Annotated in this window: 22 protein-coding genes and 1 pseudogene; 12 read left to right on the forward strand and 11 right to left on the reverse strand. The window is 71.8% G+C overall.

Going from position 1 to position 24,441, the window contains the following annotated elements; genetic code table 11:
• Positions 1 to 326 precede the first annotated feature (326 nt).
• The 4 genes from ACSLIC_RS20150 to ACSLIC_RS20165 all read left to right on the forward strand — a co-directional run bounded on the left by ACSLIC_RS20150 (position 327) and on the right by ACSLIC_RS20165 (position 6,434).
• Positions 327 to 1,415, forward strand: a complete 1,089-nt coding sequence (locus ACSLIC_RS20150; protein WP_436739115.1) for a branched-chain amino acid aminotransferase — start codon at positions 327 to 329, stop codon at positions 1,413 to 1,415.
• A 255-nt stretch (positions 1,416 to 1,670) separates the two neighbouring features.
• Positions 1,671 to 2,636, forward strand: coding sequence for a hypothetical protein (locus ACSLIC_RS20155; RefSeq protein ID WP_436739116.1), 966 nt, complete (start codon positions 1,671 to 1,673; stop codon positions 2,634 to 2,636).
• Between the two features lie 497 nt (positions 2,637 to 3,133).
• Positions 3,134 to 4,903, forward strand: coding sequence for a citramalate synthase (gene cimA, locus ACSLIC_RS20160; RefSeq protein ID WP_436739117.1), 1,770 nt, complete (start codon positions 3,134 to 3,136; stop codon positions 4,901 to 4,903).
• Between the two features lie 169 nt (positions 4,904 to 5,072).
• On the forward strand, positions 5,073 to 6,434 hold the full coding sequence (locus ACSLIC_RS20165) for a hypothetical protein (protein WP_436740426.1): 1,362 nt from the start codon (positions 5,073 to 5,075) through the stop codon (positions 6,432 to 6,434).
• Between the two features lie 39 nt (positions 6,435 to 6,473).
• Here ACSLIC_RS20165 and ACSLIC_RS20170 read toward each other — a convergent pair whose 3' ends face one another.
• From ACSLIC_RS20170 to ACSLIC_RS20180, 3 genes and pseudogenes are all read right to left on the reverse strand, one after another.
• Positions 6,474 to 8,759 carry a terpene synthase family protein gene (locus ACSLIC_RS20170; RefSeq protein WP_436739118.1) on the reverse strand — a complete coding sequence of 762 codons (2,286 nt, stop codon included), beginning with the start codon at positions 8,757 to 8,759 and terminating at the stop codon, positions 6,474 to 6,476.
• Positions 8,760 to 8,838: 79 nt separating this feature from the next.
• Positions 8,839 to 8,976 (reverse strand): annotated as a pseudogene (locus tag ACSLIC_RS20175) (DUF397 domain-containing protein); the annotation flags it as partial.
• A gap of 293 nt (positions 8,977 to 9,269) precedes the next feature.
• Positions 9,270 to 9,593 (reverse strand): hypothetical protein, encoded by a 324-nt coding sequence (locus tag ACSLIC_RS20180; RefSeq protein ID WP_436739119.1) that lies wholly within the window; start codon positions 9,591 to 9,593, stop codon positions 9,270 to 9,272.
• A 230-nt stretch (positions 9,594 to 9,823) separates the two neighbouring features.
• Here ACSLIC_RS20180 and ACSLIC_RS20185 point away from each other — a divergent pair, with 230 nt between their 5' ends.
• The 4 genes from ACSLIC_RS20185 (at position 9,824) to ACSLIC_RS20200 (ending at position 12,598) form a co-directional block, all read left to right on the forward strand.
• Entirely contained in the window at positions 9,824 to 10,360 is a 537-nt protein-coding gene (locus ACSLIC_RS20185) for a VOC family protein (RefSeq protein WP_436739120.1), read from the forward strand.
• Positions 10,353 to 11,165, forward strand: a complete 813-nt coding sequence (locus ACSLIC_RS20190; protein WP_436739121.1) for a MerR family transcriptional regulator — start codon at positions 10,353 to 10,355, stop codon at positions 11,163 to 11,165. The genes ACSLIC_RS20185 and ACSLIC_RS20190 overlap by 8 nt, the downstream gene beginning before the upstream one ends.
• A 243-nt stretch (positions 11,166 to 11,408) precedes the next feature.
• Positions 11,409 to 12,176, forward strand: a complete 768-nt coding sequence (locus ACSLIC_RS20195) for a hypothetical protein (RefSeq protein ID WP_436740427.1) — start codon at positions 11,409 to 11,411, stop codon at positions 12,174 to 12,176.
• 38 nt (positions 12,177 to 12,214) lie between these two features.
• The gene (locus ACSLIC_RS20200; RefSeq protein WP_436739122.1) at positions 12,215 to 12,598 is read left to right on the forward strand and encodes a VOC family protein; all 384 of its coding nucleotides are present in this window, start codon (positions 12,215 to 12,217) and stop codon (positions 12,596 to 12,598) included.
• A gap of 213 nt (positions 12,599 to 12,811) precedes the next feature.
• Here the strand turns inward: ACSLIC_RS20200 and ACSLIC_RS20205 are convergent, their stop codons facing one another.
• On the reverse strand, positions 12,812 to 13,294 hold the full coding sequence (locus ACSLIC_RS20205) for an SRPBCC family protein (protein WP_436739123.1): 483 nt from the start codon (positions 13,292 to 13,294) through the stop codon (positions 12,812 to 12,814).
• A gap of 124 nt (positions 13,295 to 13,418) precedes the next feature.
• On the opposite strand from ACSLIC_RS20205, the gene ACSLIC_RS20210 reads away from it, so the two are divergent.
• The gene (locus tag ACSLIC_RS20210) at positions 13,419 to 13,796 is read left to right on the forward strand and encodes a signal peptidase I (RefSeq protein WP_436739124.1); all 378 of its coding nucleotides are present in this window, start codon (positions 13,419 to 13,421) and stop codon (positions 13,794 to 13,796) included.
• A 581-nt stretch (positions 13,797 to 14,377) separates the two neighbouring features.
• On the opposite strand, the gene ACSLIC_RS20215 is transcribed toward ACSLIC_RS20210, so the two are convergent.
• Complete coding sequence (locus ACSLIC_RS20215) at positions 14,378 to 14,977, reverse strand: YceI family protein (protein WP_436740428.1); 600 nt, start codon at positions 14,975 to 14,977, stop codon at positions 14,378 to 14,380.
• Between the two features lie 371 nt (positions 14,978 to 15,348).
• Here ACSLIC_RS20215 and ACSLIC_RS20220 point away from each other — a divergent pair, with 371 nt between their 5' ends.
• From ACSLIC_RS20220 to ACSLIC_RS20230, 3 genes are all read left to right on the forward strand, one after another.
• Positions 15,349 to 15,885: a hypothetical protein gene (locus ACSLIC_RS20220; protein WP_436739125.1), complete on the forward strand. Its 537-nt coding sequence runs from the start codon at positions 15,349 to 15,351 to the stop codon at positions 15,883 to 15,885.
• A 281-nt stretch (positions 15,886 to 16,166) separates the two neighbouring features.
• Positions 16,167 to 17,759, forward strand: coding sequence for an acyl-CoA carboxylase subunit beta (locus tag ACSLIC_RS20225; protein ID WP_436739126.1), 1,593 nt, complete (start codon positions 16,167 to 16,169; stop codon positions 17,757 to 17,759).
• A 38-nt stretch (positions 17,760 to 17,797) separates the two neighbouring features.
• A complete protein-coding gene (locus ACSLIC_RS20230; protein ID WP_436739127.1) occupies positions 17,798 to 18,013 on the forward strand; it encodes an acyl-CoA carboxylase subunit epsilon in 216 nt (71 codons plus the stop codon).
• A 105-nt stretch (positions 18,014 to 18,118) separates the two neighbouring features.
• Here ACSLIC_RS20230 and ACSLIC_RS20235 read toward each other — a convergent pair whose 3' ends face one another.
• From ACSLIC_RS20235 to ACSLIC_RS20260, 6 genes are all read right to left on the reverse strand, one after another.
• Entirely contained in the window at positions 18,119 to 18,700 is a 582-nt protein-coding gene (locus tag ACSLIC_RS20235; protein ID WP_015507042.1) for a GTP-binding protein, read from the reverse strand.
• Positions 18,681 to 19,292 carry a DUF742 domain-containing protein gene (locus ACSLIC_RS20240; protein WP_436739128.1) on the reverse strand — a complete coding sequence of 204 codons (612 nt, stop codon included), beginning with the start codon at positions 19,290 to 19,292 and terminating at the stop codon, positions 18,681 to 18,683. Before ACSLIC_RS20240 ends, ACSLIC_RS20235 begins: the two co-directional genes overlap by 20 nt.
• Positions 19,293 to 19,383: 91 nt before the next feature.
• A complete protein-coding gene (locus tag ACSLIC_RS20245; RefSeq protein WP_003951070.1) occupies positions 19,384 to 19,797 on the reverse strand; it encodes a roadblock/LC7 domain-containing protein in 414 nt (137 codons plus the stop codon).
• A 10-nt stretch (positions 19,798 to 19,807) separates the two neighbouring features.
• A complete protein-coding gene (locus ACSLIC_RS20250; protein ID WP_436739129.1) occupies positions 19,808 to 22,828 on the reverse strand; it encodes a nitrate- and nitrite sensing domain-containing protein in 3,021 nt (1,006 codons plus the stop codon).
• A 528-nt stretch (positions 22,829 to 23,356) separates the two neighbouring features.
• Positions 23,357 to 23,938 (reverse strand): GTP-binding protein, encoded by a 582-nt coding sequence (locus ACSLIC_RS20255; protein WP_008417513.1) that lies wholly within the window; start codon positions 23,936 to 23,938, stop codon positions 23,357 to 23,359.
• Positions 23,919 to 24,329: a DUF742 domain-containing protein gene (locus ACSLIC_RS20260; protein WP_003951073.1), complete on the reverse strand. Its 411-nt coding sequence runs from the start codon at positions 24,327 to 24,329 to the stop codon at positions 23,919 to 23,921. Before ACSLIC_RS20260 ends, ACSLIC_RS20255 begins: the two co-directional genes overlap by 20 nt.
• Between the last annotated feature and the right edge of the window lie 112 nt (positions 24,330 to 24,441).

A 24,441-nucleotide genomic window follows, 5' to 3' on the forward strand; every position in this document is an offset into this window, starting at 1 on the left:
ACGGGACAACCCGGCGGCTTCCTCACGGGCGGCCCCGGGTGCCGAAACCCAGGGCCCGCGCCCACCGCCCCGCCCCGCCTCCGCGCCCCCCGCCGGTCCCGTCGCCGCACGTGACACGTTCGGCGGGGGAGGTGCGCTCCCCGGCGTTCCCTCACCGCCCCTTCCGGCGCGATAATCGAACGTGGGGCCGCGGAAAATGAGGCGATACCCGGACGTCCGTGTGGCACACAGCCGACCGGAGTGCGAGACAGCACCCCGGACCGGCGCCACCGGTAAGGACGGGTGTGAGCGCGGTCCGTCACCACCACACGTGAAGGACACCACTCATGACGACGCCGACGATCGAACTGAAGCCCTCCGCGCACCCGCTCCCGGCGGCCGAGCGCGAGGCGATCCTCGCCCGCCCCGGCTTCGGCCGGCACTTCACCGACCACATGGTCACCGTGAGGTGGACCGAGGGCCGTGGCTGGCACGACGGCCAGCTCGTCCCCTACGGACCGCTCTCCCTCGACCCCGCCACCAACGTCCTCCACTACGCCCAGGAGATCTTCGAGGGACTCAAGGCGTACCGCCGCCCCGACGGCTCCGTGGCGACCTTCCGCCCCGACGCCAACGCCCGCCGCTTCCAGGCGTCCGCGCGCCGCCTTGCCATGCCCGAGCTGCCCGTGGAGACCTTCATCGAGGCGTGCGACCTGCTGGTCGCCCAGGACAGGGAGTGGGTCCCGCGGCACGGCGGCGAGGAATCGCTCTACCTGCGGCCCTTCATGATCGCCACGGAGGTCGGCCTCGGCGTCAGGCCCGCCAACGAGTACCTGTTCGTGGTCATCGCCTCCCCGGCGGGAGCGTACTTCCCCGGCGGCGTCGAGCCCGTCTCGATCTGGCTCTCCGAGAACCGCGTCCGCGCCGTCCCCGGCGGCGTCGGCGACGCCAAGACCGGCGGCAACTACGCCGCCTCCCTCCTCGCCCAGGCCGAGGCCGCCGCCGAGGGCTGCGACCAGGTCGCCTACCTCGACGCGGTCGAGCACAAGTGGGTCGAGGAACTGGGCGGCATGAACCTCTGCTTCGTCTACGGCGACCGCCTTCTCACCCCGACGCTCACCGGCTCCCTCCTCGCCGGCGTCACCCGCGACACCCTGCTCTCCCTCGCCGCCGACCTCGGCTACCGGGCCGAGGAGGGCCGGGTCTCCATCGACCAGTGGCGCGAGGACAGCCGCAGCGGCGCCCTCACCGAGGTCTTCGCCTGCGGCACCGCCGCCGTCATCACCCCCGTCGGCAGGGTCAAGACCGCCACCGACGAATGGACCCAGGGCGACGGCGAACCCGGCGAGGTCACCCTCCGCCTCCGTGAGGCCCTCCTCGACCTCCAGACGGGGCGCGCGGCGGACCGGCACGGGTGGATGCACCCGCTGGGCTGAACCTGACCTCCGTAGGGCGGGCCCGCCGGTCAGAGCGCGGACCGGCGGGCCCGCCCTGTGCCAGGGCCGGTCGCGGGGGCCCAGGAGGGCCGGCCCGCCTCGTACCCGGCGCGGTCGTCACGGTGTGGACAGAGGCTCGGCCGCCCATGCGGTGGCCTGATCCGGTTGACGGAGATGGGCCGGAAACCGGCGTGTTTCCCCGGTGATTGATGGGGAGATACGACCGGTCGCAACACTGAGTAACAAGAGGTACGCATGAGGTGGAAGCCAGAGGTCCTCCGGGAACTCTCAGGCATACGGGAATCGCTGGGTACGGCTCTGGGAGTCGCGCAGCGGAGCGAGAAGTCGCTGCACGAGCTGGCCAGGTCGCACGAGAAGGCGGCCGGGCAGTGGAAGGAAGAGCTGGAGCGGGTACAGGACGGCCTGGAAGACCTGCGTGAAAAGACCCGGCAGGGCGTCCGCCTCCAGGTGGAGGCCAACGCCGACCTGCACGGCATCCGGGAAGAGGTGGCCGAACTGTCGGCCGTCGTTCCCCTTCTCCGCGCGCTCGCGGAACGAGGCGGGGCCGCCGAGCCCGACGGGGCTTCCAGGGCGGGCGAAGTGGGGGCCGTACACGGAGCGGACGGGCCCGACGCCTCCGCCCACGGCGGGAACGAACAGCATCCGGCAGCCGACGGTACGTCTCGGGGGGACGACATGGAAGACCTCAACGGCGACGCCCGCTCGCCTCAGCCGCACCACGACGACCTGAAGGCGGCGATCTGGGCCGCCTACCGGGGGGACGAGCCGAAGAACGCCGCTCCGTCGTCACCCCCCTCCGGCCCGGGCCGCGCGGAACACGCCGGGCTCACCTCCGAGGGCGAGCACGGGTTGTTGCTGCTGCGGGCAGCCGGTCTCGCCTCCGCCGAACTCGTCGCACACCGCGACACCTGGGAGTGGTTCGCCGATCTCGCGGTCAGGCACCAGCACTTCCGGCATCCCTCCCAGGTGGAGGAGATCGAGGACGGCCGCATCCGCACCTCGTTGTCGGGACGGTCTCTGGTGGCCGCCCTGATCGGACTGTGGGAGAGGATCGGCCAGGCCCCCGTGAACACGGTGGACTGGGCGATGGCCGCCGCCTATTACCAGCGGGCGGCCCAACGGCTGGTCAACCTCACCAGCGAGGGCGGGATCATCCGCATCGTCCTGGACGACGGAGCGGACGACGCGGCGGAGGACTGACCCACCAGCCCCACCGGGCCCCGCCGCGCGGCGCCACCGTGCCGGGGCGCTGTCACAACCGGGGGCAAAGCCTTCGGGGGCTGCGCCCCGCGCGGGCGGCGTCCCCGGGGCGGGGCGGGCGCGGACCGGGTGAGGGAGAAAAGCGCGGGAGCCGGCTACGGGCTCCGCTCCTCTCGCCTCGTCCGCCCGCCGTGCGGGAGACGACGCGCTCGCATCCTGAGACGGCCCACCAGGCGTGCGGCGCCCTGTGGAACACTCCCCCCGTGCCCACGTTCGCCACGATTATCGGCAGCAGGCGCGCCGGTCCGCAGTGACCGCCCCGCACCACCATGTGCGACGCGGCCACCGTGCCCCAGACCCGCGCGCAGACCTCTCGCACCCGCGAGGGGTCTTTTCGTTTGTCGGCCCCGACCGGGCCACGGCGAGGCGCACGAGAGGACGGGGGCAAGTGGAGCCAAGTATTCCGGAGCCACTCACCCGACAGGAGTCACCACCGCATGACCAGCCAGGCCACCCCCGGGGAACCCGCTGAGCGCGCCCCGTCGGCCGCGACGAAACCGCAGGTCGCGCGCGGCGTACGGGGCGGTGACGGGGCGCGCCCCGTGTCCGCCGGAACCCCCGCCTCCGCGCCGGAGACCGCCGCCGTGGACGCCGCCGTCCAGCGCCCCCTGCACATCTTCGACACCACGCTCCGCGACGGTGCGCAGCGTGAGGGCATCAACCTCAGCGTCACCGACAAGCTGACCATCGCCCGGCACCTGGACGACTTCGGGGTGGGCTTCATCGAGGGCGGCTGGCCCGGCGCCAACCCGCGCGACACCGAGTTCTTCGCCCGCGCCCGCGCGGAGATCACCTTCCGCAACGCGCAGCTCGTCGCCTTCGGCGCGACCCGCCGCGCGGGCACCGACGCCGCCGACGACCCCCAGGTCAAGGCGCTCCTCGACTCCGGCGCCCCGGTCGTCACCCTGGTCGCCAAGGCCCACGACCGCCACGTCGAGCTGGCCCTGCGCACCACCCTGGAGGAGAACCTGGAGATGGTCCGCGACACCGTCTCCCACCTGCGTGCCCAGGGCCGCCGGGTCTTCGTCGACTGCGAGCACTTCTTCGACGGGTACGCCGCCAACCCGGCCTACGCCAAGGCCGTCGTCCGCGCCGCGAGCGAGGCAGGCGCCGACGTCGTCGTCCTCTGCGACACCAACGGCGGCATGCTGCCCGCGCAGATCCAGGCCGTCACCGCCACCGTCCTCGCCGACACCGGCGCGCGCCTGGGCATCCACGCCCAGGACGACACCGGCTGCGCCGTCGCCAACACCCTCGCCGCCGTCGACGCGGGCGCCACCCACGTCCAGTGCACCGCCAACGGCTACGGCGAGCGCGTCGGCAACGCCAACCTCTTCCCGGTCGTCGCCGCCCTGGAGCTGAAGTACGGTCGCCGCGTGCTGCCCGAGGGCGCTCTCGCGGAGATGACCCGCATCTCGCACGCCGTCGCCGAGGTCGTCAACCTCACCCCCTCCACCCACCAGCCCTACGTCGGCGTCTCCGCCTTCGCCCACAAGGCCGGACTCCACGCCTCCGCGATCAAGGTCGACCCCGACCTCTACCAGCACATCGCCCCGGAACTGGTCGGCAACCGCATCCGGATGCTCGTCTCCGACATGGCCGGGCGCGCCTCCATCGAGCTGAAGGGCAAGGAACTCGGCATCGACCTCGGCGGCGACCGGGCCCTGGTCGCCCGCGTCGTGGAGCGCGTCAAGGAACGCGAGCTGGCCGGCTACTCCTACGAGGCCGCCGACGCCTCCTTCGAACTCCTCCTCCGCGACGAGCTGCGGCGCGGCGCCGGCGCCGGGGGCGACGCGGCCCCGGCGCGCTTCTTCCGCGTCGAGTCGTGGCGGGCGATCACCGAGAACCGCCCCGACGGCACCCACGCCAACGAAGCCACCGTGAAGCTCTGGGCCAAGGGCGAACGCCTCCTCGCCACCGCCGAGGGCAACGGCCCCGTCAACGCCCTGGACCGCGCCCTGCGCGTCGCCCTGGAGCGGATCTACCCGGAGCTGGCCAAGTTCGCCCTGCGGGACTACAAGGTCCGCATCCTGGAAGGCCGCTCCGGCACCGACTCCACCACCCGCGTCCTCATCTCCACCGGCGACGGCGACGGCGAGTGGTCCACGGTCGGCGTCGCCGAGAACGTCATCGCCGCCTCCTGGCACGCCCTGGAGGACGCCTACACCTACGGCCTGCTCCGCGCGGGGGTCGAGCCCGCCGAGTAGGCCCGGCCCCGAGGCGGCGGGGCCCGCACCCGGCCCCGCCGCCCCACTTCTCCCCACCCGTCCGCCCAGCGCGCTTCGCCCCGACCCGGGTTAGCGTGGAGCTATGAGGCGAGCCGTAGTCCGCCAGTCCGTACGCCGGGGCGCTCTCCTCGCGTCCGGGCCTCTTCTCGTGCTGGGCGCCGCCGGAGCGACGGCCGCGCCCGCCGACGCCGCCCCGGGCCAGAGCGGGGCCGCCGCCGCGGCCCCGTTGCGGGCGGCCCCGCATGCCCCCGCCGCCCCGACCGTCTCGGAGATCGCCACGGCCTGGCGCGAGGGCCCCGTCTTCGTGGACCCGGACGTCTCGGACCAGCTCTCCGACGCCCAGGCGCGCGACCTCTCCCAGGAGATCCGGGAGAGCGACAAGGCGGTCTTCGTCGCCGTCCTGCCCGCCACCTTCACCGGCGACGTCGACCAGACGATGAACGACCTGCGCGGCGACACCGGCATCACCGGCCTGTACGTGCTGCGCGTCGGCGACGACCTGCACGTCCGCGCCGACGAGTCGGTCCTCTCCCGGCAGGCCGTCCAGAACCTCGAATCCCGCTTCCAGGGCACCACCCCGGCCGCCTCCCAGCTCTCCGGCCTGGTCGGCAACGCCACCCAGAACATGGGTGGCCGCGCCCCCACCTCCTGGTCCTCCCAGGAGGGCGTGCCCGGCTCCACCTGGCTCGGCCTCGGCATCGCCGTCGTGGTCGTGGGCGGCGTGGCGTACACCCTGACCCGGCGGCGGAAGAACCAGCGCGCGCGGGCCCGACAGGAGGCCCTGGCCAAGCTGCGGGTCGTCGTGGACGAGGACATCACCGCCTTCGGCGAGGAGCTGGAGCGGCTCGACTTCCGCCCCCTGGAACCCGGCGCCACCGACGAGATGCGCGGCGACTACGAGCGCGGCCTCGACGCGTACGAGAACGCCAAGTCCCTCATGGACCGGGCCCAGAAGCCCGAGGACGTGCGCGAGGTGACCAAGGCGCTGGAGGACGGCCGGTTCGCGCTCGCCGTGCTCGACGCCCGCCGCAGTGGCCGCGAACTGCCCGTGCGCCGCCCGCCGTGCTTCTTCGACCCGCGCCACGGCCTCGCGGTCGCCGAGGTCACCTGGGCCCCGGCCGGCGGCGCGCCCCGCGAGGTGCCCGTCTGCGCCGCCGACCAGGCGCGGCTGGAGCGCGGCGAGGCGCCCGACATCCGCACCGTGGAGTCGGACGCGGGTGGCCGCCGCCCGTACTGGGAGGCCGGCCCGGCGTACGGACCCTGGGCGGGCGGGTACTGGGGCGGTGGTCTGCTCCCCGGCCTCCTCGTCGGCACCATGCTCGGCCACATGATGATGAGCCCCGCCTACGCCGCCGACTACGGCTCCGCCGAAGGCTTCGGCGACGGCGGCGGCTACGAGGGCGGCGACGTCTCCGGCTCCGACTTCGACCCCGGCGACTTCGGCGGCGGGGACGGCTTCGGCGACGGCGGCGGTTTCGGCGGCGGAGGCGACTTCGGCGGAGGCTTCTGACGCCGCCGGAGCCGCGCGCCGCCCCCGCTCATCCTCCGTTCACCTCCCGGCGAACACCCGGGCGGCAGCCGTGCCCAGCGCCGAGGGGCCGAGCCCGTTGGGCCCGATCCCGCGCGGCGCGGCCTCGATCACGCGCCGCACCCCGGGGGAGTGGTGGCTCAGGTCCTCCTCCTTGTACCGCACGCAGCCCCGGTGCCAGGTCAGGATGGCCGACAGCCAGTTCTCCAACTGCCGCACGTACCCGTCCAGCACCTTCCTGGCCGCCGAGTCCAGTTGGAAATCCTCGTACAGCACAGGAAGTTCGTGGGCGACGATGTGCTGGAACTGTTCCAGCCGCGCGTTCATCAGCGCGTCCACGTACGCCAGCCCGGTCGGGTAGTCGCAGTCGAAGAAGTTCTGGGTGACGAGGACGGCGTTGTGGATCTCGCCCTCGAACTCCACCTCCTTCTGGTACGAGAAGACGTCGTTGATCAGCGCCCCGTAGTCCGAGACGGCCTTCTCCATCGCCTGGATGGTGCCCGAGCGGTACACCTCCTCGGGCACGACGTTGCCGTGGCGCAGGCGGCACAGGCTCATCGTCAGGTCGGAGCCGAAGGTGGCGCGGCGCATCTCCATGTAGTCGATCGGATCGGGGATGCGGCCGATCGCCTGGTTGTCCAGCTCCCAGACCCAGCTGTCGAGCATCACCTCGATGGTCTGACGGAACGCGCGGCGCGCCTTCTCCGGCATGGCGGAGGCGGTCCGCACCCACAGGTCGGCGAGCGAGCGCTCCAGGGCACTGGTCGGCACCGGTCCCGCCGAGGGCTGCTCGACCGGCATGAAGTCCCGCAGCCGGTCGGTGCAGATCTTGGCCCCGGCGAAGTTCCGGGTACGTCCGAAGACCGCCGGGTAGTAGTCGTCGCCGTACGTGCCCCACGTCAGCCACTGCGAGGCGAGGTCCAACTCGTCGAGGTCCGCCTCCGGGTGCAGCCCGGCCGCGCAGAGCGGGAAGTCGTACCCGGCCAGCGCCTCCTCGTCCCACACGTCCGACCCGGGCACCCCCGGCTGCGGCACCAGCAGCCCCATCCGGTGCGCCCACTCGATGGTGTCGACCCGGGACTGCTCCATCGCGGGCGAGAGCCGCGTCGGGAACGGAAGCCTGAACTCCGGCAGCAGCGACGCCCCCGTCCTCTGGTACGGCACGTGCGAGAAGCTGCGCGCCCGCTGCCGCGCCGGACGCCCGAAGAAGGTGTGCACGTCCAGTGCCGAGGTGCCCAAGGTGCCGTTCAGCAGCGCCGCCGCCAGCGCCCCCGGCGAACCGCCCGGGGTCGGCGGTGCCTGGGCGCCGTCGACGGCGCCCTCGTTCATGTACCGGCTGGAGCGCATGTGCCACTCGTGGCCGCCCGACTGCCAGTCCTGGAGTCCCTTCACGTACGCCAGCACGGAGGCGCATGCGGCCGGATTCAGCCCCTTGTCGGCGAAGAGCGGGCCCAGTTCGGTCAGCGCGGTGTTCTCGAACTGCTGGAGCCGCGAGGTGAGTAGGTCGTTGACGGCCTCGGCCGCCTCCTGGGTCGTGCACTCCAGGAACCGTTCCAGTACGAGGACGCCGTTGCTCAGCTCACCCTCCTCCTCGACCTCCCGCTGGTACGAGAAGAGGTCGTTGCGCAGGTGGACGCCGTCCGAGAAGGCGTCGGTCAGCACGCGCAGGGGACGCGAGCACGCCACCGCCTCCGGGACCTCGGCCTGCGCCGCGTACTCGATCAGCCCCGCCGACCAGGGCGCGCCGCCGACCTTGCGGCGCATCTCGATGTACTCCAGCGGGTTGGAGACGCGGCCCGCGTTGATGTTGGACAGCTCCCACATCGACTCGTTGAGCAGGTTCTCCGTGGAGAGGGCGAAGCGGCGGCGCCAGTCCTCGGACATGGCCGGAACCGTCCGCGCCCAGAGGTCGGCGAGCCCCGCCTCCACCGGATTCTGCGGTTCCGGGAAACCGTGGGCCAGATCCATCGGCATGAACGCCGGCAGCCGCTCCAGGTACGCCTTCGCACCCTCACGGTCCTGCGTCCGCTTGAACAGCTCCAGGAAGTGGTCGTCGAAGAAGAAGACCCACACGTACCAGTCGGTCACCAGCGACAGCGCCGGACCGTCGCAGTCCGGATGCGTGTACGCGCAGAGCAACGCGTAGTCGTGGGCCTCCAGGTCGGCCAGGTCCCAGACGCCCGACCCCTCCAGCATCCCCATCTCGTCCGCCCAGACCCGGGCATGAGCGCGCGCCTCTTCCAGATGAGGGTTGAGCCGCGCCGGGTACGGCACGTAGAAATCGGGCAGGACAAAGGGCTGTGTCACGGTCGAGCCTTCCACACGGTGATTCCGGCGGCCCGATCACTACCCGCCCGCCCGACCCGTCAGCCGGACGGCGGTGTTGTCATACGAGTGGACCGGCGGTCGCGTGTACGAACGCCGCCCAGGCGGCGGGGGCGACGTCGAGGACGGGGCCCGCCGGGACCTTGGAGTCGCGGATGTGGACGGTGGTGGGGTGGGCGGCCTCGGGAAGGTGACCGCCGTCAACCCCTCCGACCGGCGCCGCATACGCCGGGCGTCCTCGACGGGGCGCGGACGGGCGGAGAGCCTCTGCTCGGCCGGGGGCCGCCGGGCCCGAGAACTGCCTGCCCCCGGCCCCGGTGTCCCCGCGTACCGCGCGGGCCGCCGGACCGCGCCGCCCTCACCGTCCTGGCGCCTGCGCACGGTCGTATCGGCTACGCGGCGGGCGGCGTGCCCCTTTGGGAGACCGCCCGGCCGGGCTGGGCGACGTGCTCGACGCCGGGGTGGAGGGGCCGAAGCGGGCGGGGCGTCGCCTCACCACGGGCCCTCGTTGCGGTACGGCGCGGGGGCCGGGTCCCAGAGCTGGTCGTGCCGGGCGACCACGCGCCGCAGTTCGCGCGCCCCGCGCCGCGACAGGGCGTGCGCGACCCGGTCCAGCAACGCCCGCGACTCCCACGGGTCGGGGCAGCAGTAACAGGGGGCGTACTCGGCGTGCGGCCATGTGCGCCCCCTCGGCAACCGCACATGCCCGGCCCAGGCGCGTACGGCCTCGGCCACGGAGCCCGGCCACAACTGGCTCCGCGTGCGCTCCAGCCGGGCCACCTCGGCCAGCGTTCCGCCCGACAGCCCGTCGATCACGGGCGACTTCTCGCAGGTCCTCCGGGGCCGGGGGAGTCCGGCCCGCACTCTTCCCGGCGGCTTACGCGGCACGGGCCTTTCGGCAGGTCGTCGCCATGCGGGCCAGCCTGGCACGGGGACGCCCCGGCCGCCCGTTCTTTTTTCCGGAGCGACACCTTCCCGGTTCCGGCCCTCGGCGCGTACAGCCCGGACTTGACCCTCACGCCGCGTGAGGCCGGATGCTGGGGCACATGAGCGACTACTACAACGCGTTCGAGATCAGCCCCGTGCCCGCTCCCGGCCCCGACGCGGTCCCGCCGGAGCCCTTCCACGGCATCTACGGTATGCCCGCCTTCGTGAACATCCCCACGGCCGATCTGGCGGCGTCGGTGGACTTCTGGACCCGGGGGCTGGGCTTCTTCGAGCTGTTCAGCATCCCCGGCACGCTCGTGCACCTGCGCCGATGGGCCTTCCAGGACGTACTGCTCGTCGCGGCGGCGAGCGTTCCGGAGCAGCCGCCGGCGATGAGCTTCAGCTTCTCCGGCGTACTCAACCAGGTCGACTCCCTCGCCGAGGCATGCCGCGCGCTGCGCCCGGACGCGGTCGACGGGCCACGGGACACGCCCTGGAACACCCGCGACGTGGAGGTCGTCACCCCGGAGAACGCACGGATCGTCTTCACCGCCGCGAAGCCCTTCGACCCGGCCACCCAGGAGGCACGCAACCTGGCGGCGATGGGCATCACCCCGCCCGGCGACACGTCAGGGGACAATGGGCAGCATGCCTGACACCACGGACGCCGAGGGCCTGACCGTCGGTCAGGTCTCGGCGCGCCTGGGCGTGACCGTCCGCGCGCTGCACCACTGGGACGAGATCGGCCTGGTGCGACCGTCACTGCGCACGCCCGCCGGATACCGGCTCTACACCACCGCCGATCTGGAACGCCTGCACCGCGTCGTCGTCCACCGTGAACTCGGCCTCGGCCTGGACAAGATCCGCGTCGTCCTCGACGACCCCACCGCGGACGTGCCCGGCGCCCTGCGCGCGCAACGCGCCCAGGTCTCCGCCCGGATCGACCGCCTCCGGCAACTCGGCGCCGGGCTCGACCGGTTGATCGACGCCCACGAGCGCGGCCTGCTGCTGACCGTCGACCAACAGGCCGCGATCTTCGGCCCCGAGTGGGACCCGGACGGGCCGCTCCGCGCCCGCCGGCGCTACGGGGACACCCCCCAATGGCGGCAGTACGCCGAACGCTCGGCCTCCCGCAGCCCCGAGGAGTGGCAGGCCGTCGCCGACGACGTAGCCCGCCTCGACCGCGCACTCGGCGAGGCGATGGACACCGGCGTCACTCCGGGCAGCCCCGAGGCGAACCACCTCGCCGAACGCCACCGCGAGGTCTTCGCGTCGTACTTCCCCCTCACCCGGCGGATGCAGGTCTGCCTCGCCCGCATGTACGAGGCCGACCCGGGCTTCGCCGCCCACTACGACGGCGTCCGCCCCGGCCTGGCCGCCTGGTTCCGTCAGATCGTCGACGCCGCCGCGCGCGCCCATGGCATCGACCCCGACACCGCGACCTGGGACGGGGGCCAGTGAGAGCGGTGCGGGAAGCACCGCTCACCGGCCGGGCCCCACGGCAGGAGCCTCGGCCCACCCCATCCGGTACCGCCCAGGCCCGGACACCGCAGTGATCACCTCGTGTCCCGCATCGCGTACAACCCCTCACGGCCCTCCCGTGTCCCACCATCAGCCGAGAGGACGAAACTCCGGCCCAGGCGCCTGCGCGCCTGTTCACGTTGTTGAGGAGAGGGCGGGTCGGGTTCGATGACGCGGAAGACGATGTGGAGAGCGGCGGTGGCCGGCGGAGCGGCGATCGTGTTCACCGGGCTGACGGCGGTGCCGGCCGGGGCGGCGGAGGGCGGTGTCTCCTTCACCCGGGTCAAGGTGAACGGCGGTCAGCCGATCGTGATCGGGGTGAAGGAGGAGGTCGAGATTCCCGCCTCCGTCCGGATGACGACCAAGCTCAAGTTCAAGGGCGCCCCCATGGTGTACCCCTACCGGGGGAAGCTCGGGAACGGTGACGAACTCTGGAGCGCCCTCGGCGGCGGCGACCCCGAAGTCGTGGACCCCGCGAAGGGCATCTACGACTTCTCCCTGGCGATCTACATCCACCCGCGACACGCGGACCTCGAGAACAAGGACGCCGGCACCTGGAAGACGTGCGCCCGGATCTCCCTGGCCGGCGGCGGCCACGACGTGGACGACGAGAACCTTCCCCTCCAGGTCAAGCGGGCCACCCGCCTCACCGTCAACGCCTCGCCGGAGCCGGTGACCAAGGGGAAGACCCTCACCGTGACCGGGACCGTCACCCGCGCCAACTGGGACAAGCACACCTACCAGGGCTACGCCGGCCGCACGGTCAGTCTCCAGTTCAAGCCCGCCGGAGCCTCCTCGTACAAGACGGTCAAGAAGGCGACGTCGAACAGCAAGGGCGCGCTCAAGACCACGGTCAAGGCCACCGAGCCGGGGACGTGGCGGTGGACGTACTACGGCAACTCGACCTCCGGAGCGAGGTCGTCGGGCGGGGACCACGTCGCCGTGAAGTAGCGGCGGGCAGCTCTGGTCCAGTCCCGCATACTTCGCCCATGCGCCTAGGACTGATCACCCTCGTCGTCCCCGACTACGACGACGCCCTCGCCTTCTACCGAGGCCGGCTCGGCTTCGAACTGGCCGAGGACACCGACCTCGGCGCGGGTAGACGGTGGGTGGTCGTCGTGCCGCCCGGCGGGGGCGGGGCCGGTCTGCTCCTCGCGAAGGCAACCGCCCCCGAACAGGCCGCCCGGGTGGGCGATCAGACGGGCGGCCGGGTCGGATTCTTCCTGTACACCGAGGACTTCGCGCGCGAGCACGCCCGGCTGCGCGCCGCCGGGGTGACCTTCGAGGAGGCACCCCGGCACGAGGAGTACGGGACCGTGGCCGTCTTCCGGGACCCGTACGGGAACCGGTGGGACCTGGTCCAGGCTCGGTGAGCCCTGGCCCGGCAGGGCGTCAGGACGCTGCCGACGGCCCCGGAGCGGGTGTCAGCGGTCCGCCGTTCAGCTGGGTCGCGTCCTTGAGGGACCACCACCGTTCGCCGCCGGTCGTCAGGGACGGGGCCCACCTCCCGCCGACCGCGCCACCAGGGCTCCCCGTCCTCGGGCCCCGGCCCGTCCTCGTCGGCGCGGTCGTCCTCCTGGGCCGCCTCACCCCGCCCGCCGCTCCGCCTCCAGAGTCCCCCGCAGCCGCTCCAGGGTCTCCCGCATGGTCTCGGCGTTGCGCGCGTCGCGGTCCCAGACGCCGCTGACCGCCGAACCGAGGAACCACAGGAGCCGGTTCCGCTGGTCCACGGCCGTCTCGGTCACCTCGGTCGCGGTGCCGTCCCCGACCGGGCGGAAACGGTAGTCCCAGGTCGCCACCGGCATCCCCCAGAACCGCACCCGGAAGGTGAACCGCTCACCGGGCCGCGCCACCATCACCCGGCAGCGCGTCGACCAGCTCCGGCCGCTCGGACCCTTGTTGGTCCCCTTGAACTCGGCGCCCACCGGCGCGGGCCCGACGCCCGCCGCCGTCCGTACGCACTCCGGGCTCCACCGGCCCATCGACGCCACGTCGGCGACCCGTTCGTAGACCGCCTTCGGCTCCGCCTCGATCACGGCCGCCACGGAGACCTCCGCCGTGCTCCTCATGTCCCTCAACCCCCTCTGTAGTACAACGCGCCAGCAGGACCACCCCACCCAACCAAAGCCGCCCCGGCCGGGCCACCCTCCGGCCCTCGGGGAGACCACCCTCACGTGTACTACCGTCCGGAGGATGAGCGAGAACGTGTACGTGGGCAACGCCCCCCAGGAGGCCGCGCTGGACGCCGGCTGGATCATGGGCCACTTCAAGGCGCCGGACGACCCGCGCCACAACGAGGCCGTGGAGATCAAATGGGGCGTCCACGAGGCCGGCGAGCGGCGTGCCGCCTGGGTGCGCGGGGAGGAGCGGCAGGCGCTGCTGGTCCTCATCAGCGGGCGGTTCCGGATGGAGTTCCCCGGCCAGGACGTGGTGCTGAGCGAGCAGGGGCAGTACGTGGTCTGGGGCAAGGGAGTCGACCATTCCTGGGAGGCCGAGGAGCCCTCCGTCGTCATGACGGTGCGCTGGCCCTCCGTGCCGGGCTACCGCGTGCCGGACGCCGCCGACGCGTAGCCGCCGGGGCGCGCGGCGTGACTGCGCTCTCCCTGAACCGCCCCCTCCGACCACCCCTCGCCGGAGCGGGGAGACGACCCCGGCGGTGAGCGGTGAGGAGAGGGCGGAGGGTGGCGCCGACGGGTCAGCAGAGGGCGCGTCGGCCGGGGTGCGCGGAGCGGCATCCGCTCCGCCCGCACACCCACGCGCCCACCCTTCGGCTCCGAACGTCAGCTACCCTCCCCCACCCGCGCCACCCTCGGTGTCACTCGAACGTGCAGGGCGTGCGGGGGGTGTGACCAGCGCATTCGCGGCGGTCGCGGAGTGATCGTTTCTGCACGTCGAGCCCGCTCGGACACGGCCCGGGGCGCGCGGCCCCACGCCCCCCGGGTCACTCCGGCACACCGAGCGCAGACCCGCACGGGAGCAGGACAGGCGTGGAGGCGCGACGGAGGAACTCCTGGACTCAGGGGCGGCAGGCGCACCGCATGCGCGGGGGCGGGAGGCACGGGTCGTACGCAGGAGCGCCCGCCCTCCGGAAGGGAGGGCGGGCGCGCTCGGTAGGGCTCTGCGGCCCCGGTGCCCCTGGGGGCCGGTCCGCGTCAGGCGTTCTTGATCGCCGAGATGTCGAAGACCAGCTTGATCTTGTCGGAGACGAGGACGCCGCCGGTCTCCAGCGCCGCGTTCCAGGTCAGGCCCCACTCGGAGCGGAGGACCGAGGCGGTGCCCTCGAAGCCGACGCGCTCGTTGCCGAACGGGTCCTTGGCGGCGCCGTTGAACTCCAGGTCGATGGAGAGCGGGCGGGTGGTGCCGAGGATGGTCAGGTCACCGGTGATCCGGTAGTCGTCGCCGCCGAGTGCCTCGGCCTGGGTCGAGCGGAAGGTCATCTTCGGGAACTCGTCGGTCTTGAAGAAGTCGGCGTTCTTCAGGTGGCCGTCGCGGTCCGCGTTGCCGGTGTCGATGGAGTCCATGGCCACGTCGATCTCGGCGGTGGAGTTCGACGGGGAGGAGCCGTCCAGGGTCAGCGTGCCGGTGAAGTCGCCGAAGCCCCCCTTGACGTTGGTGACCATGGCGTGCCGGGCCACGAAGCCGATCGTGGTGTGCGTCGGGTCGATCGTGTACGTGCCGGTCAGCGCGGCCAGGTCCGGGTTGACGGCGGTGTCGGTGTCGGTGGTCTCGTTCTTGCGGCCGAAGATGCCCATGGGGTGCTCCTTGGGGACGTGCTCCGGGCGGTCACCGGAGCGGGAGAGAAGCTGTTGAAGGTTCAACAAGTTCGAAGGTAGCGCTTTTCGGTTCAACTTTCAACATCCGTGCTCCGGGTATGCCCAACCGGGGCCGGTTCGCTCCTGCGGGGCGGCCCGGCTGATACGGACGGCGCATCTCCGGCGCCGGTCCGGAGTGGGGTGCCGACTCCGAGGGGCCCGCTATTTGGCCGGAACTGATCGGTGAGGCCCTCTGGTGACCCGCGTAGAACTCGGGCACTATGCGTCTGCCCCGCAAGTGCGGCCTCCGCACCACCCCCCCACACACCCCCACCGTGGCGTGCGCCGCACGCCACGCAAGGAGGACCTCCATGAAGATCCGCTCGGCGCTGAGCGCCCTCGCCCTCGTCGCCGGAGCCGGGTTCGGCGTCATCGGCACCGCCACCGGCGCCAGCGCCGCACCGGCTCCCGTCTCCGCCGCCGAGTTCGGCACGGCCGCCACCAAGATCACCCATGCCCAGGCCACCTCGCGGTTCTCCTCCTCCGGCATCACCTGGTCGTCCTCCGGGGGGTGTTCCGACCGCAACGTCTCGACCTGCACCTCCTTCGACCAGCTGAATCTCGCCACCGCTCAGGGCGCCCAGATCCTCAAGTCGGCGAGCGGCTGCGCCCTCAACATCACCGGGGGCACCGAGACCGGCCACGCCGGCGGCACTTACTCGCACTGGAACGGCTACAAGCTCGACTTCGGCAAGAGCACCTGCCTGAACACCTACGTCACCGGCACCTTCACCTACATCGGCCAGCGCGGCGACGGTGCGGCCCAGTACCAGTCGGGCTCCGGCAACGTCTACGCGGACGAAGGCAACCACTGGGACGTGACCTACCACAACTGCGGCGGCTGCTGACCGGCCCCGCCACCGTTTTCCTCCCGGGTCCGCCCGCCGTTACCCTCGGCGGGCGGACCCGGGCGTGCGCCGGGGGCACGGCAGCTTGTGGGGTCCCTACGGGTGTGCGCAGGAATCGCGCCCCGCCGATGTTTGTCGGAACCCCATAACGCACACCCCCTACTGGCAGTCGAATGCGCTGCGTACCCCTATCCCTCTGTGGGACTGCTCCAGGAAAACGGTCCGGAGACTGTGAGGAGTCGACGGCAGGTTCTCGGGGCCCGGGTTCGTAGAGTCGCTACATGACCGTTTTGGACGAGACAGCTGAGTCCGGAAGCGAGCCCGCCGACGCCCGTGGTCGCGTGGCCGAGCTCCACGCCCTGCGTCAGCGGGCCGAGCAGGGCCCGAGTGAGAAGGCGACGGCGGCGCAGCACGCCAAGGGCAAGCTGACCGCCCGGGAGCGGATCGCCCTGCTGCTGGACGAGGGCTCGTTCCGTGAGGTCGAGCAGTTGCGACGGCACCGGGCGACCGGTTTCGGCCTGGAGCAGAAGAAGCCCCACACCGACGGTGTCATCACCGGGTGGGGCACGGTCGAGGGCCGGACGGTCTTCGTCTACGCGCACGACTTCCGGATCTTCGGGGGCGCGCTCGGCGAGGCGCACGCCACGAAGATCCACAAGATCATGGACATGGCCATCGCGGCGGGTGCCCCGCTGGTCTCGCTGAACGACGGCGCGGGCGCCCGCATCCAGGAGGGCGTCTCCGCCCTCGCCGGGTACGGGGGGATCTTCCAGCGGAACACCAGGGCGTCCGGCGTCATCCCGCAGATCAGCGTGATGCTCGGTCCGTGCGCGGGCGGCGCCGCCTACAGCCCGGCGCTGACCGACTTCGTGTTCATGGTCCGCGACACCTCGCAGATGTTCATCACCGGCCCCGACGTGGTGCGCGCGGTGACCGGTGAGGAGATCACCCAGAACGGCCTGGGCGGCGCGGACGTGCACGCCGAGACCTCGGGCGTCTGCCACTTCGCCTACGACGACGAGGAGACCTGCCTCGCCGAGGTCCGCTACCTCCTCTCCCTCCTCCCGCAGAACAACCGGGAGAACCCGCCCGCCGCCGAGGCCACCGACCCGGCCGACCGGCGCGGCGACACCCTCCTCGACCTCGTCCCGGCCGACGGCAACCGGCCCTACGACATGGCCAAGGTCATCGAGGAACTCGTCGACGACGGCGACCACCTGGAGGTCCACGAGCGCTGGGCGCGCAACATCATCTGCACCCTGGCCCGCCTCGACGGCCAGGTCGTCGGCATCGTCGCCAACCAGCCCCAGTCCCTCGCCGGCGTGCTGGACATCGAGGCATCGGAGAAGGCCGCACGGTTCGTGCAGATGTGTGACGCCTTCAACATCCCGATCGTCACCCTCCTGGACGTCCCCGGCTTCCTGCCCGGCGTCGCCCAGGAGCACGGCGGCATCATCCGCCACGGCGCCAAGCTGCTCTACGCGTACTGCAACGCCACCGTGCCGCGCATCTCGGTGATCCTGCGCAAGGCGTACGGCGGCGCGTACATCGTCATGGACTCCCAGTCCATCGGCGCCGACCTCACGTACGCCTGGCCCACCAACGAGATCGCGGTGATGGGCGCGGAGGGCGCGGCCAACGTCATCTTCCGCCGGCAGATCGCCGAGGCCGACGACCCCGAGGCGATGCGCGCGCGGATGGTCAAGGAGTACAAGACCGAGCTGATGCACCCGTACTACGCGGCCGAGCGCGGCCTCGTCGACGACGTCATCGACCCCGCCGAGACCCGCCGGGTCCTCATCGACTCCCTGGCCATGCTCCGTACCAAGCACGCAGACCTGCCCTCCCGCAAGCACGGCAACCCGCCCCAGTGACGGTGGCCGGACCCACCAGAAGACGGAGAAGCACCCGCATGGCCACACCCACCGTTCCGGCCGGACCCGAGCAGTTCCTGCGCGTCGAGAAGGGCCACGCCGAGCCCGAGGAACTGGCGGCGATCACCGCCCTCCTGATGGCTCGCGCCGCCGCCCGGCCCGCCCCCGCCGCCCACCGCGGCCAGGACCGGGCCGGCTGGCGCCGCCTGGAGCGCACCTCCGGCTTCCGCGCCCCGCACAGCTGGCAGGGCTGAGCCCGCGCCGTCGCGTGCGCGGCGCGCCCCGAACACCCCGACGGCCCCCGTCCCCTCCGGAGAACTCCGGGAAGGACGGGGGCCGTCGGCGTGCGGTGGGCCGTTCTAGCGCAGGCGCGCCATGAGGGCGTGTTCCACGAGGGTGATGAGTGCGCTCTTGGCGTCGGCGCGGTGGCGTGCGTCGGTGGTGATGATGGGGGCGTCGGGGCCGATCTGGAGGGCTTCGCGTACTTCTTCGGGGGCGTAGGGCTGGTGTCCGTCGAAGCCGTTGAGGGCGATGACGAAGGGGAGTCCGCTGTTCTCGAAGTAGTCGACGGCGGGGAAGCAGTCGGCGAGGCGGCGGGTGTCGACGAGGACGACGGCGCCGATGGCGCCGCGGACGAGGTCGTCCCACATGAACCAGAAGCGGTCCTGTCCGGGGGTGCCGAAGAGGTAGAGGATGAGGTCCTGGTCGAGGGTGATGCGGCCGAAGTCCATGGCGACGGTGGTGGTGGTCTTGTCGCCGGTGTGGGTGAGGTCGTCGATGCCGGCGGACGCGCTGGTCATGACGGCTTCGGTGCGCAGCGGGTTGATCTCCGATACGGCTCCGACGAACGTGGTCTTGCCCACGCCGAAGCCGCCCGCCACCACGATTTTCGCGCTGGTGGTGGAGCGGGCCGCTCCGCCGTTAGAGCTTGCGAAGTCCACTGAGCACCCTTTCGAGCAGTGTCACGTCTGGCTGGCCCCCGGCGTTCTCGTCGCCGCCGGGCTGATGGATGGCGACAAGCCCGGCCTCCGCCAAATCGGCGACGAGGATCCGGGCCACACCAAGGGGTATGGAGAGGAGTGCCGAGATCTCGGCGACCGACTTGATCTCGTGGCACAGGTGGCAGATCCGCTGATGCTCGGGCAACTGCCCCTGCATCCGGACGGGATCGGCCGTGGTGTGCACCAGCGCCTCGATGGCGAGCTGGTAGCGCGGCCGGGTGCGGCCGCCGGTCATGGCGTACGGGCGCACCAGCGGATTGCCGGAGCCCTGGCCGGAAGCCGCCGGCTTCCGCTGCTGCGGAGGCTGCGCCGGCCCGGTCCTGGGCGCCGACGGCTGCTGGTACGGCTGCTGCTCGTACGGCCGCTGCTCGTACGGGCCCGGGTACCGGCCCGGGTCCTGGTACGGCCGGCCGTCTGGTCCGGAGGGGAAGTCGTACGGGTTCGCGGGAGCGTCCTCGCCCTGCCCCTGAGGCCGGCCCTGGCCGTAGCCATGGGCCCAGTGGGGATGCGAGCCGTCGGGGGATGTTGTCACGTCTCCTCCTCCTGCTGTTCCGGGCGCCGTCGTCGGGAGCCGCGTGGCGAAACTTTACGGCCACGCGGCGTTAAAACGTACTGCCTGTCTGTCAGTTGAGAAGGCTTCCCTGGAGCTCCGCCCGCAGATCGGGGGTGAGGACCGTGCCCGCGCGGTCCACGAGAAGGGCCATCTCGTACCCGATGAGGCCGATGTCCGCTTCCGGGTGGGCGAGTACGGCGAGGGACGAGCCGTCGGAAATGGACATGATGAAGAGGAATCCCCGCTCCATCTCCACAACTGTCTGATTCACGTCGCCGCCCTCGAAGATCCGGGAGGCCCCGGCGGTCAGCGAGGTCAGACCGGAGGCGACAGCGGCGAGCTGGTCGGCGCGGTCACGGGGGAAGCCTTCGGACATCGCCAGAAGGAGTCCGTCGGCGGAGACCACCACCGTGTGCGACACCCCGGGGGTGTTGTCCACGAAATTGGTGATCAACCAGTTCAGGTTCTGTGCCGCCTGGCTCATCGGGCTCACACTAACGCTCCTGGTCGTAGGTGCTGTCAGGCCCGCGGTGCTGGTCCGGCGAAGCCTGGCCGTTCGTATCACTTCCTGCGGTGCGGCCCCGCTGGACGCCGCGGCGCAGGTTGCTGAGCCTGCCCCGTACGTCCTCGGGGTCGCGGGAGACCTGGGGGCCGCCCTGCGGGGTCTGCTCGGCCGTGCCGTCGACCAGGTTGGCCTTCGGCACCCGGAGGGGCAGTCCGGAGGAAGTGGTCCCCCCGGCCTGCGGCCGCTTGAGCTTGCCCGCCTCGTTCCAGCGGTCGTCGTTGGACGAACGCCAGTCGTCGTTGTCGCCGCTGTCCACGGCAAGGTTCCGCTCTCCGGACGGGGACTGCGGCGGTATTCGGCCACCCGACTCGCCCTGGGGACGCCCCGCCCCACCGGTGGCACGGCGCGGGAGTCCCGCCTCCGTGACCTCGCCGATGGTGCTCGGCGCCGGGCCGGGCCGCTCGAAGCCTACGCCGCCGGCCTGACCCCCGTCAGTTCCCTGGAACCCTTCCGGTTCCTGGCCGAACTGGGGTGCGTAGCCGTCCTGATGACCGTCCTGGCCGGTCCAGTCGGCCTGGGTGCCGCCGTTTCCGGCGTCGAAGCCGGATTCCGCATAGCCCTCGCTCGCGGCGTAGCCGGAGAACTGGTCCTGCTGACCGTCCTGCATGCCCTCGACCACGGGGTGGCCCTGGCCCTGCCAGCCGGCCTCGTAGCCGTTCTGGCCGCCGGGACCCGCCTGCGGGCCGCCGTAGCCCTGGTTGCCGAATCCGTCGTCGTAACCCTGGCCGGGAACAGACTGGCGCTCGTCGAATCCGTACTCCCGCGCTCCGCCCTGACCGGGCGCCTCGTCGCGGAAGAGGGGACGGCCGTCGGCGGTCTGGCCCTGGTCGTGCGGGGACCCCAGGGCGGCGCGGCGCTCCTCGCGGAGGCGCGAACGGCCCACCGGGTCCAGCTCCGGGAAATCGCCGGACCGGTCCGCCCGGTAGCGGTTGTCGTCGAAGCCGAGCTCGGCCGCGGTGCGCAGCGGCGCCACCTCGTGGGCCTGCTGCTCGGGGATGATCGAGGAGACCGTGAACTCGGAGTCCGGGCCCTCCGCGCCACCGCCGCCGTGGGTGATCGCGTCGGGGAGCATCACCAGCGAGGTCGTGCCGGCCTGCTCGCCGGAGGGGCGCAGCTGGACCCGGATGCCGTGCCGGTCCGCGAGGCGGCCGACCACGAACAGCCCCATCCGCTGCGAGACGGCCACGTCCACCGTGGGCGGGTTGGCCAGCTTGTGGTTGATGTCGGCGAAGTCCTCGGCGGTCAGGCCGATGCCCTTGTCGTGGATCTCCACCATGACCCGGCCGTCGGGCAGCCGCGTCGCGGTGACCTTGACCTTCGTCTGGGGCGAGGAGAACGTCGTCGCGTTCTCCAGCAGCTCGGCGAGGAGGTGGACGAGGTCGGTCACGGCCCGGCCGTGGATCTCCGCCTCCGGCACGCCCGACATCTCGACGCGCTCGTACTGCTCCACCTCGGAGGCGGCGGCGCGCAGCACGTCCACCAGCGGGACCGGCTGGTCCCAGCGACGGCCCGGCTCCTCACCGGCGAGGACCAGCAGGTTCTCACCGTTGCGGCGCATACGCGTCGCGAGGTGGTCGAGCTTGAAGAGGTTCTCCAGCTGGTCCGGGTCGGCCTCGTTGTTCTCCAGGCCGGTGATCAGCGTCAGCTGGCCCTCGATGAGGGACTGGTTGCGTCGCGAGAGGTTGGTGAAGATGGCGTTGACGTTGCCCCGCAACAGCGCCTGCTCGGCGGCGAGCCGGACGGCCTCGCGGTGCACCTGGTCGAAGGCGCGGGCGATCTCGCCGATCTCGTCCGTGGAGGTGACCGGGATCGGCTCCACCCGGGTGTCGATCTGACCGGGGTCGGTCCGCGACAACTGGTCGACCAGGGAGGGCAGCCGCTGCTCGGCCACGCTGAAGGCGGCGCTGCGCAGCCGGCGCATGGAGCGGCCCATCTGCCGGGCCATCATCGCGGCGATGACGAACGCCACCAGCAGGGCCAGGACCACCGCGACACCGGTGATGATCGCGTCGCGCTTGGCGTCGGAGGCGATCTGCGCCGCCTCCCGCACCGCGTTCTCGGTGAGGTCCGACTCGATGGTGCGGTAGAGGTCGAACCGGGCGGTCGTCTGCGCCCACCACGCCTCGGGGGTGAGGCCCTGCGCGGCCAGCGCCTGCGGCGTGCTGGTCGGGCTGACCATCAGGCCGACGGCCTGCTGGCCCGAGGGCGGCGCGATGTAGCGCTCGCCGGCGGCGCGGGCCTCGGCAGCGGCCTCGCGGGCCTGCTTCTCCGCCTTCGCCTCCAGCTCCTTCTGGCCCGCGACGAGCTTCTTCTCGTCCTCCTCCATACCGCTGGAGGTGTACTCCTCGATCGCGATGCCCTCAAGGTAGGCGTAACTGCTGAGGGCGATGCGCTGCTTGCCCAGGCTCGGTGCGTCCGGCCCGGGGTTCACCAGCAGGTGCATGCCGATCGAGCGCTGGAGGGACAGGGCGGCCTTGGTCAGCGAGATGGCGTAGGAGGTGCGCCCGTAGGTGGTGATGTTGCCGGTGCCCAGGCCCAGCTCGTTGGCGAACTCCATCAGCGGGTGCTGGACGGCGACGTAGCCCTCTTCGGTCTCGACACCCTTGAGCTTCTTGGAGTACGCCGCCTCACGCAGCGGCTCCAGGTTCGGCTCGACGTCGCGGAACGCGTCCAGTCGGCGCTTGAGCCCCGGCTTGTCCGGCAGCGACCGGACGGCGACGTCGAACTTCTTGCCCGCCGCGTCGGTGGCGGCGCGTGCCTTGACGACCTCGCTGTCGTTCCGCTTGCCCCTGAGGAAGGGCTCGGCGGAGATGTCGCGCTCCCGGATGAGGCGGTCGCCGTAGTTCAGCGCGGCCTCGACGACACGCGCCGTCTTCTCCGCGTCCTGGGCCTCGCGCCAGGTGTCGATGGAACCCGACACCTGGAACCCGCCGACCACCAGGCCGACCACGACCGGCAGCAGGAGGATGGCGTTGAGTCTCGCGGGTACCCGCCAGTTGCGAGGGGAGAGGCGATGGCCGCTCCCCGCGGGGGCGGCGGACTCACCCGCGTCCTGAGCGGGAGACGCCGCAGCACGTTGCGGCGGGGTGAAGTTACCCCGTGACGGCGGTGCGGGGCTCGTCGTGCTTCGCCTCACTCGAACAACAACCTCTCGGCGGCGGGACCCGGGCGGGGCCGCAGACGTCTCCAGGCCCGTGTGTTACTGGGCAGTTCGAGGCATTCCAGCATGTCGGGTGGTGCTCCACCAAACAGCCTGGAGAGCCCGCGCCGACTTCGCGGGGCCACCGACAAGCCGGGCATAAGCGGTGAGCTGCGGCAAATGCCCGGCGGCTCGTGCGCGCAGGGGCACGGCTCGACCGCGACCCGTGGCGGCGCCGGGGCGATTGTCTGCCGAAACGTTATGAACACAGCGGCGGACCGTGTCCAAGGACACAGCCCGCCGCTGCGGGGTCTTCACACAACTTCCGTGAGCGCGGCTTTACTTGAGGCGCGCCATGAGGGCGTGTTCCACGAGGGTGATGAGTGCGCTCTTGGCGTCGGCGCGGTGGCGTGCGTCGGTGGTGATGATGGGGGCGTCGGGGCCGATCTGGAGGGCTTCGCGTACTTCTTCGGGGGCGTAGGGCTGGTGTCCGTCGAAGCCGTTGAGGGCGATGACGAAGGGGAGTCCGCTGTTCTCGAAGTAGTCGACGGCGGGGAAGCAGTCGGCGAGGCGGCGGGTGTCGACGAGGACGACGGCGCCGATGGCGCCGCGGACGAGGTCGTCCCACATGAACCAGAAGCGGTCCTGTCCGGGGGTGCCGAAGAGGTAGAGGATGAGGTCCTGGTCGAGGGTGATGCGGCCGAAGTCCATGGCGACGGTGGTGGTGGTCTTGTCGCCGGTGTGGGTGAGGTCGTCGATGCCGGCGGACGCGCTGGTCATGACGGCTTCGGTGCGCAGCGGGTTGATCTCCGATACGGCTCCGACGAACGTGGTCTTGCCCACGCCGAAGCCGCCCGCCACCACGATTTTCGCGCTGGTGGTGGAGCGGGCCGCTCCGCCGTTAGAGCTTGCGAAGTCCACTGAGCACCCTTTCGAGCAGTGTCACGTCTGGCTGGCCCCCGGCGTTCTCGTCGCCGCCGGGCTGATGGATGGCGACAAGCCCGGCCTCCGCCAAATCGGCGACGAGGATCCGGGCCACACCAAGGGGCATCGACAGCAGGGCCGACACCTCCGCCACCGACTTGACCTCACGGCAGAGGTGGCAGATCCGCTGATGCTCGGGGAGCAGCCCCTGCAACTGCGCCGGGTCGGCCGTCGTGCTGATCAGCGCTTCGATGGCGAGCTGATAGCGGGGCCTGGTCCGGCCGCCGGTCATCGCGTACGGGCGGACCAGCGGTTGGTCACCCTCCTCGCCGTACGAGGCATGCTGGGAAGCTCCGTACGGGTCGTGAGAGGGACTGGGCGGGGTCATGAATCCTCCGGGCGGGACAGCAAGGGGTCTGCGTGCCGTCTGACTTGGCCGGCGGTGGGGGGAAGGCTGAGCAGCCGGGCTGAATGATGATCGGACGGTGGTACGGCCGTAC

This window comes from Streptomyces sp. BBFR102 (assembly GCF_051397025.1).
GTDB lineage: Bacteria > Actinomycetota > Actinomycetes > Streptomycetales > Streptomycetaceae > Streptomyces.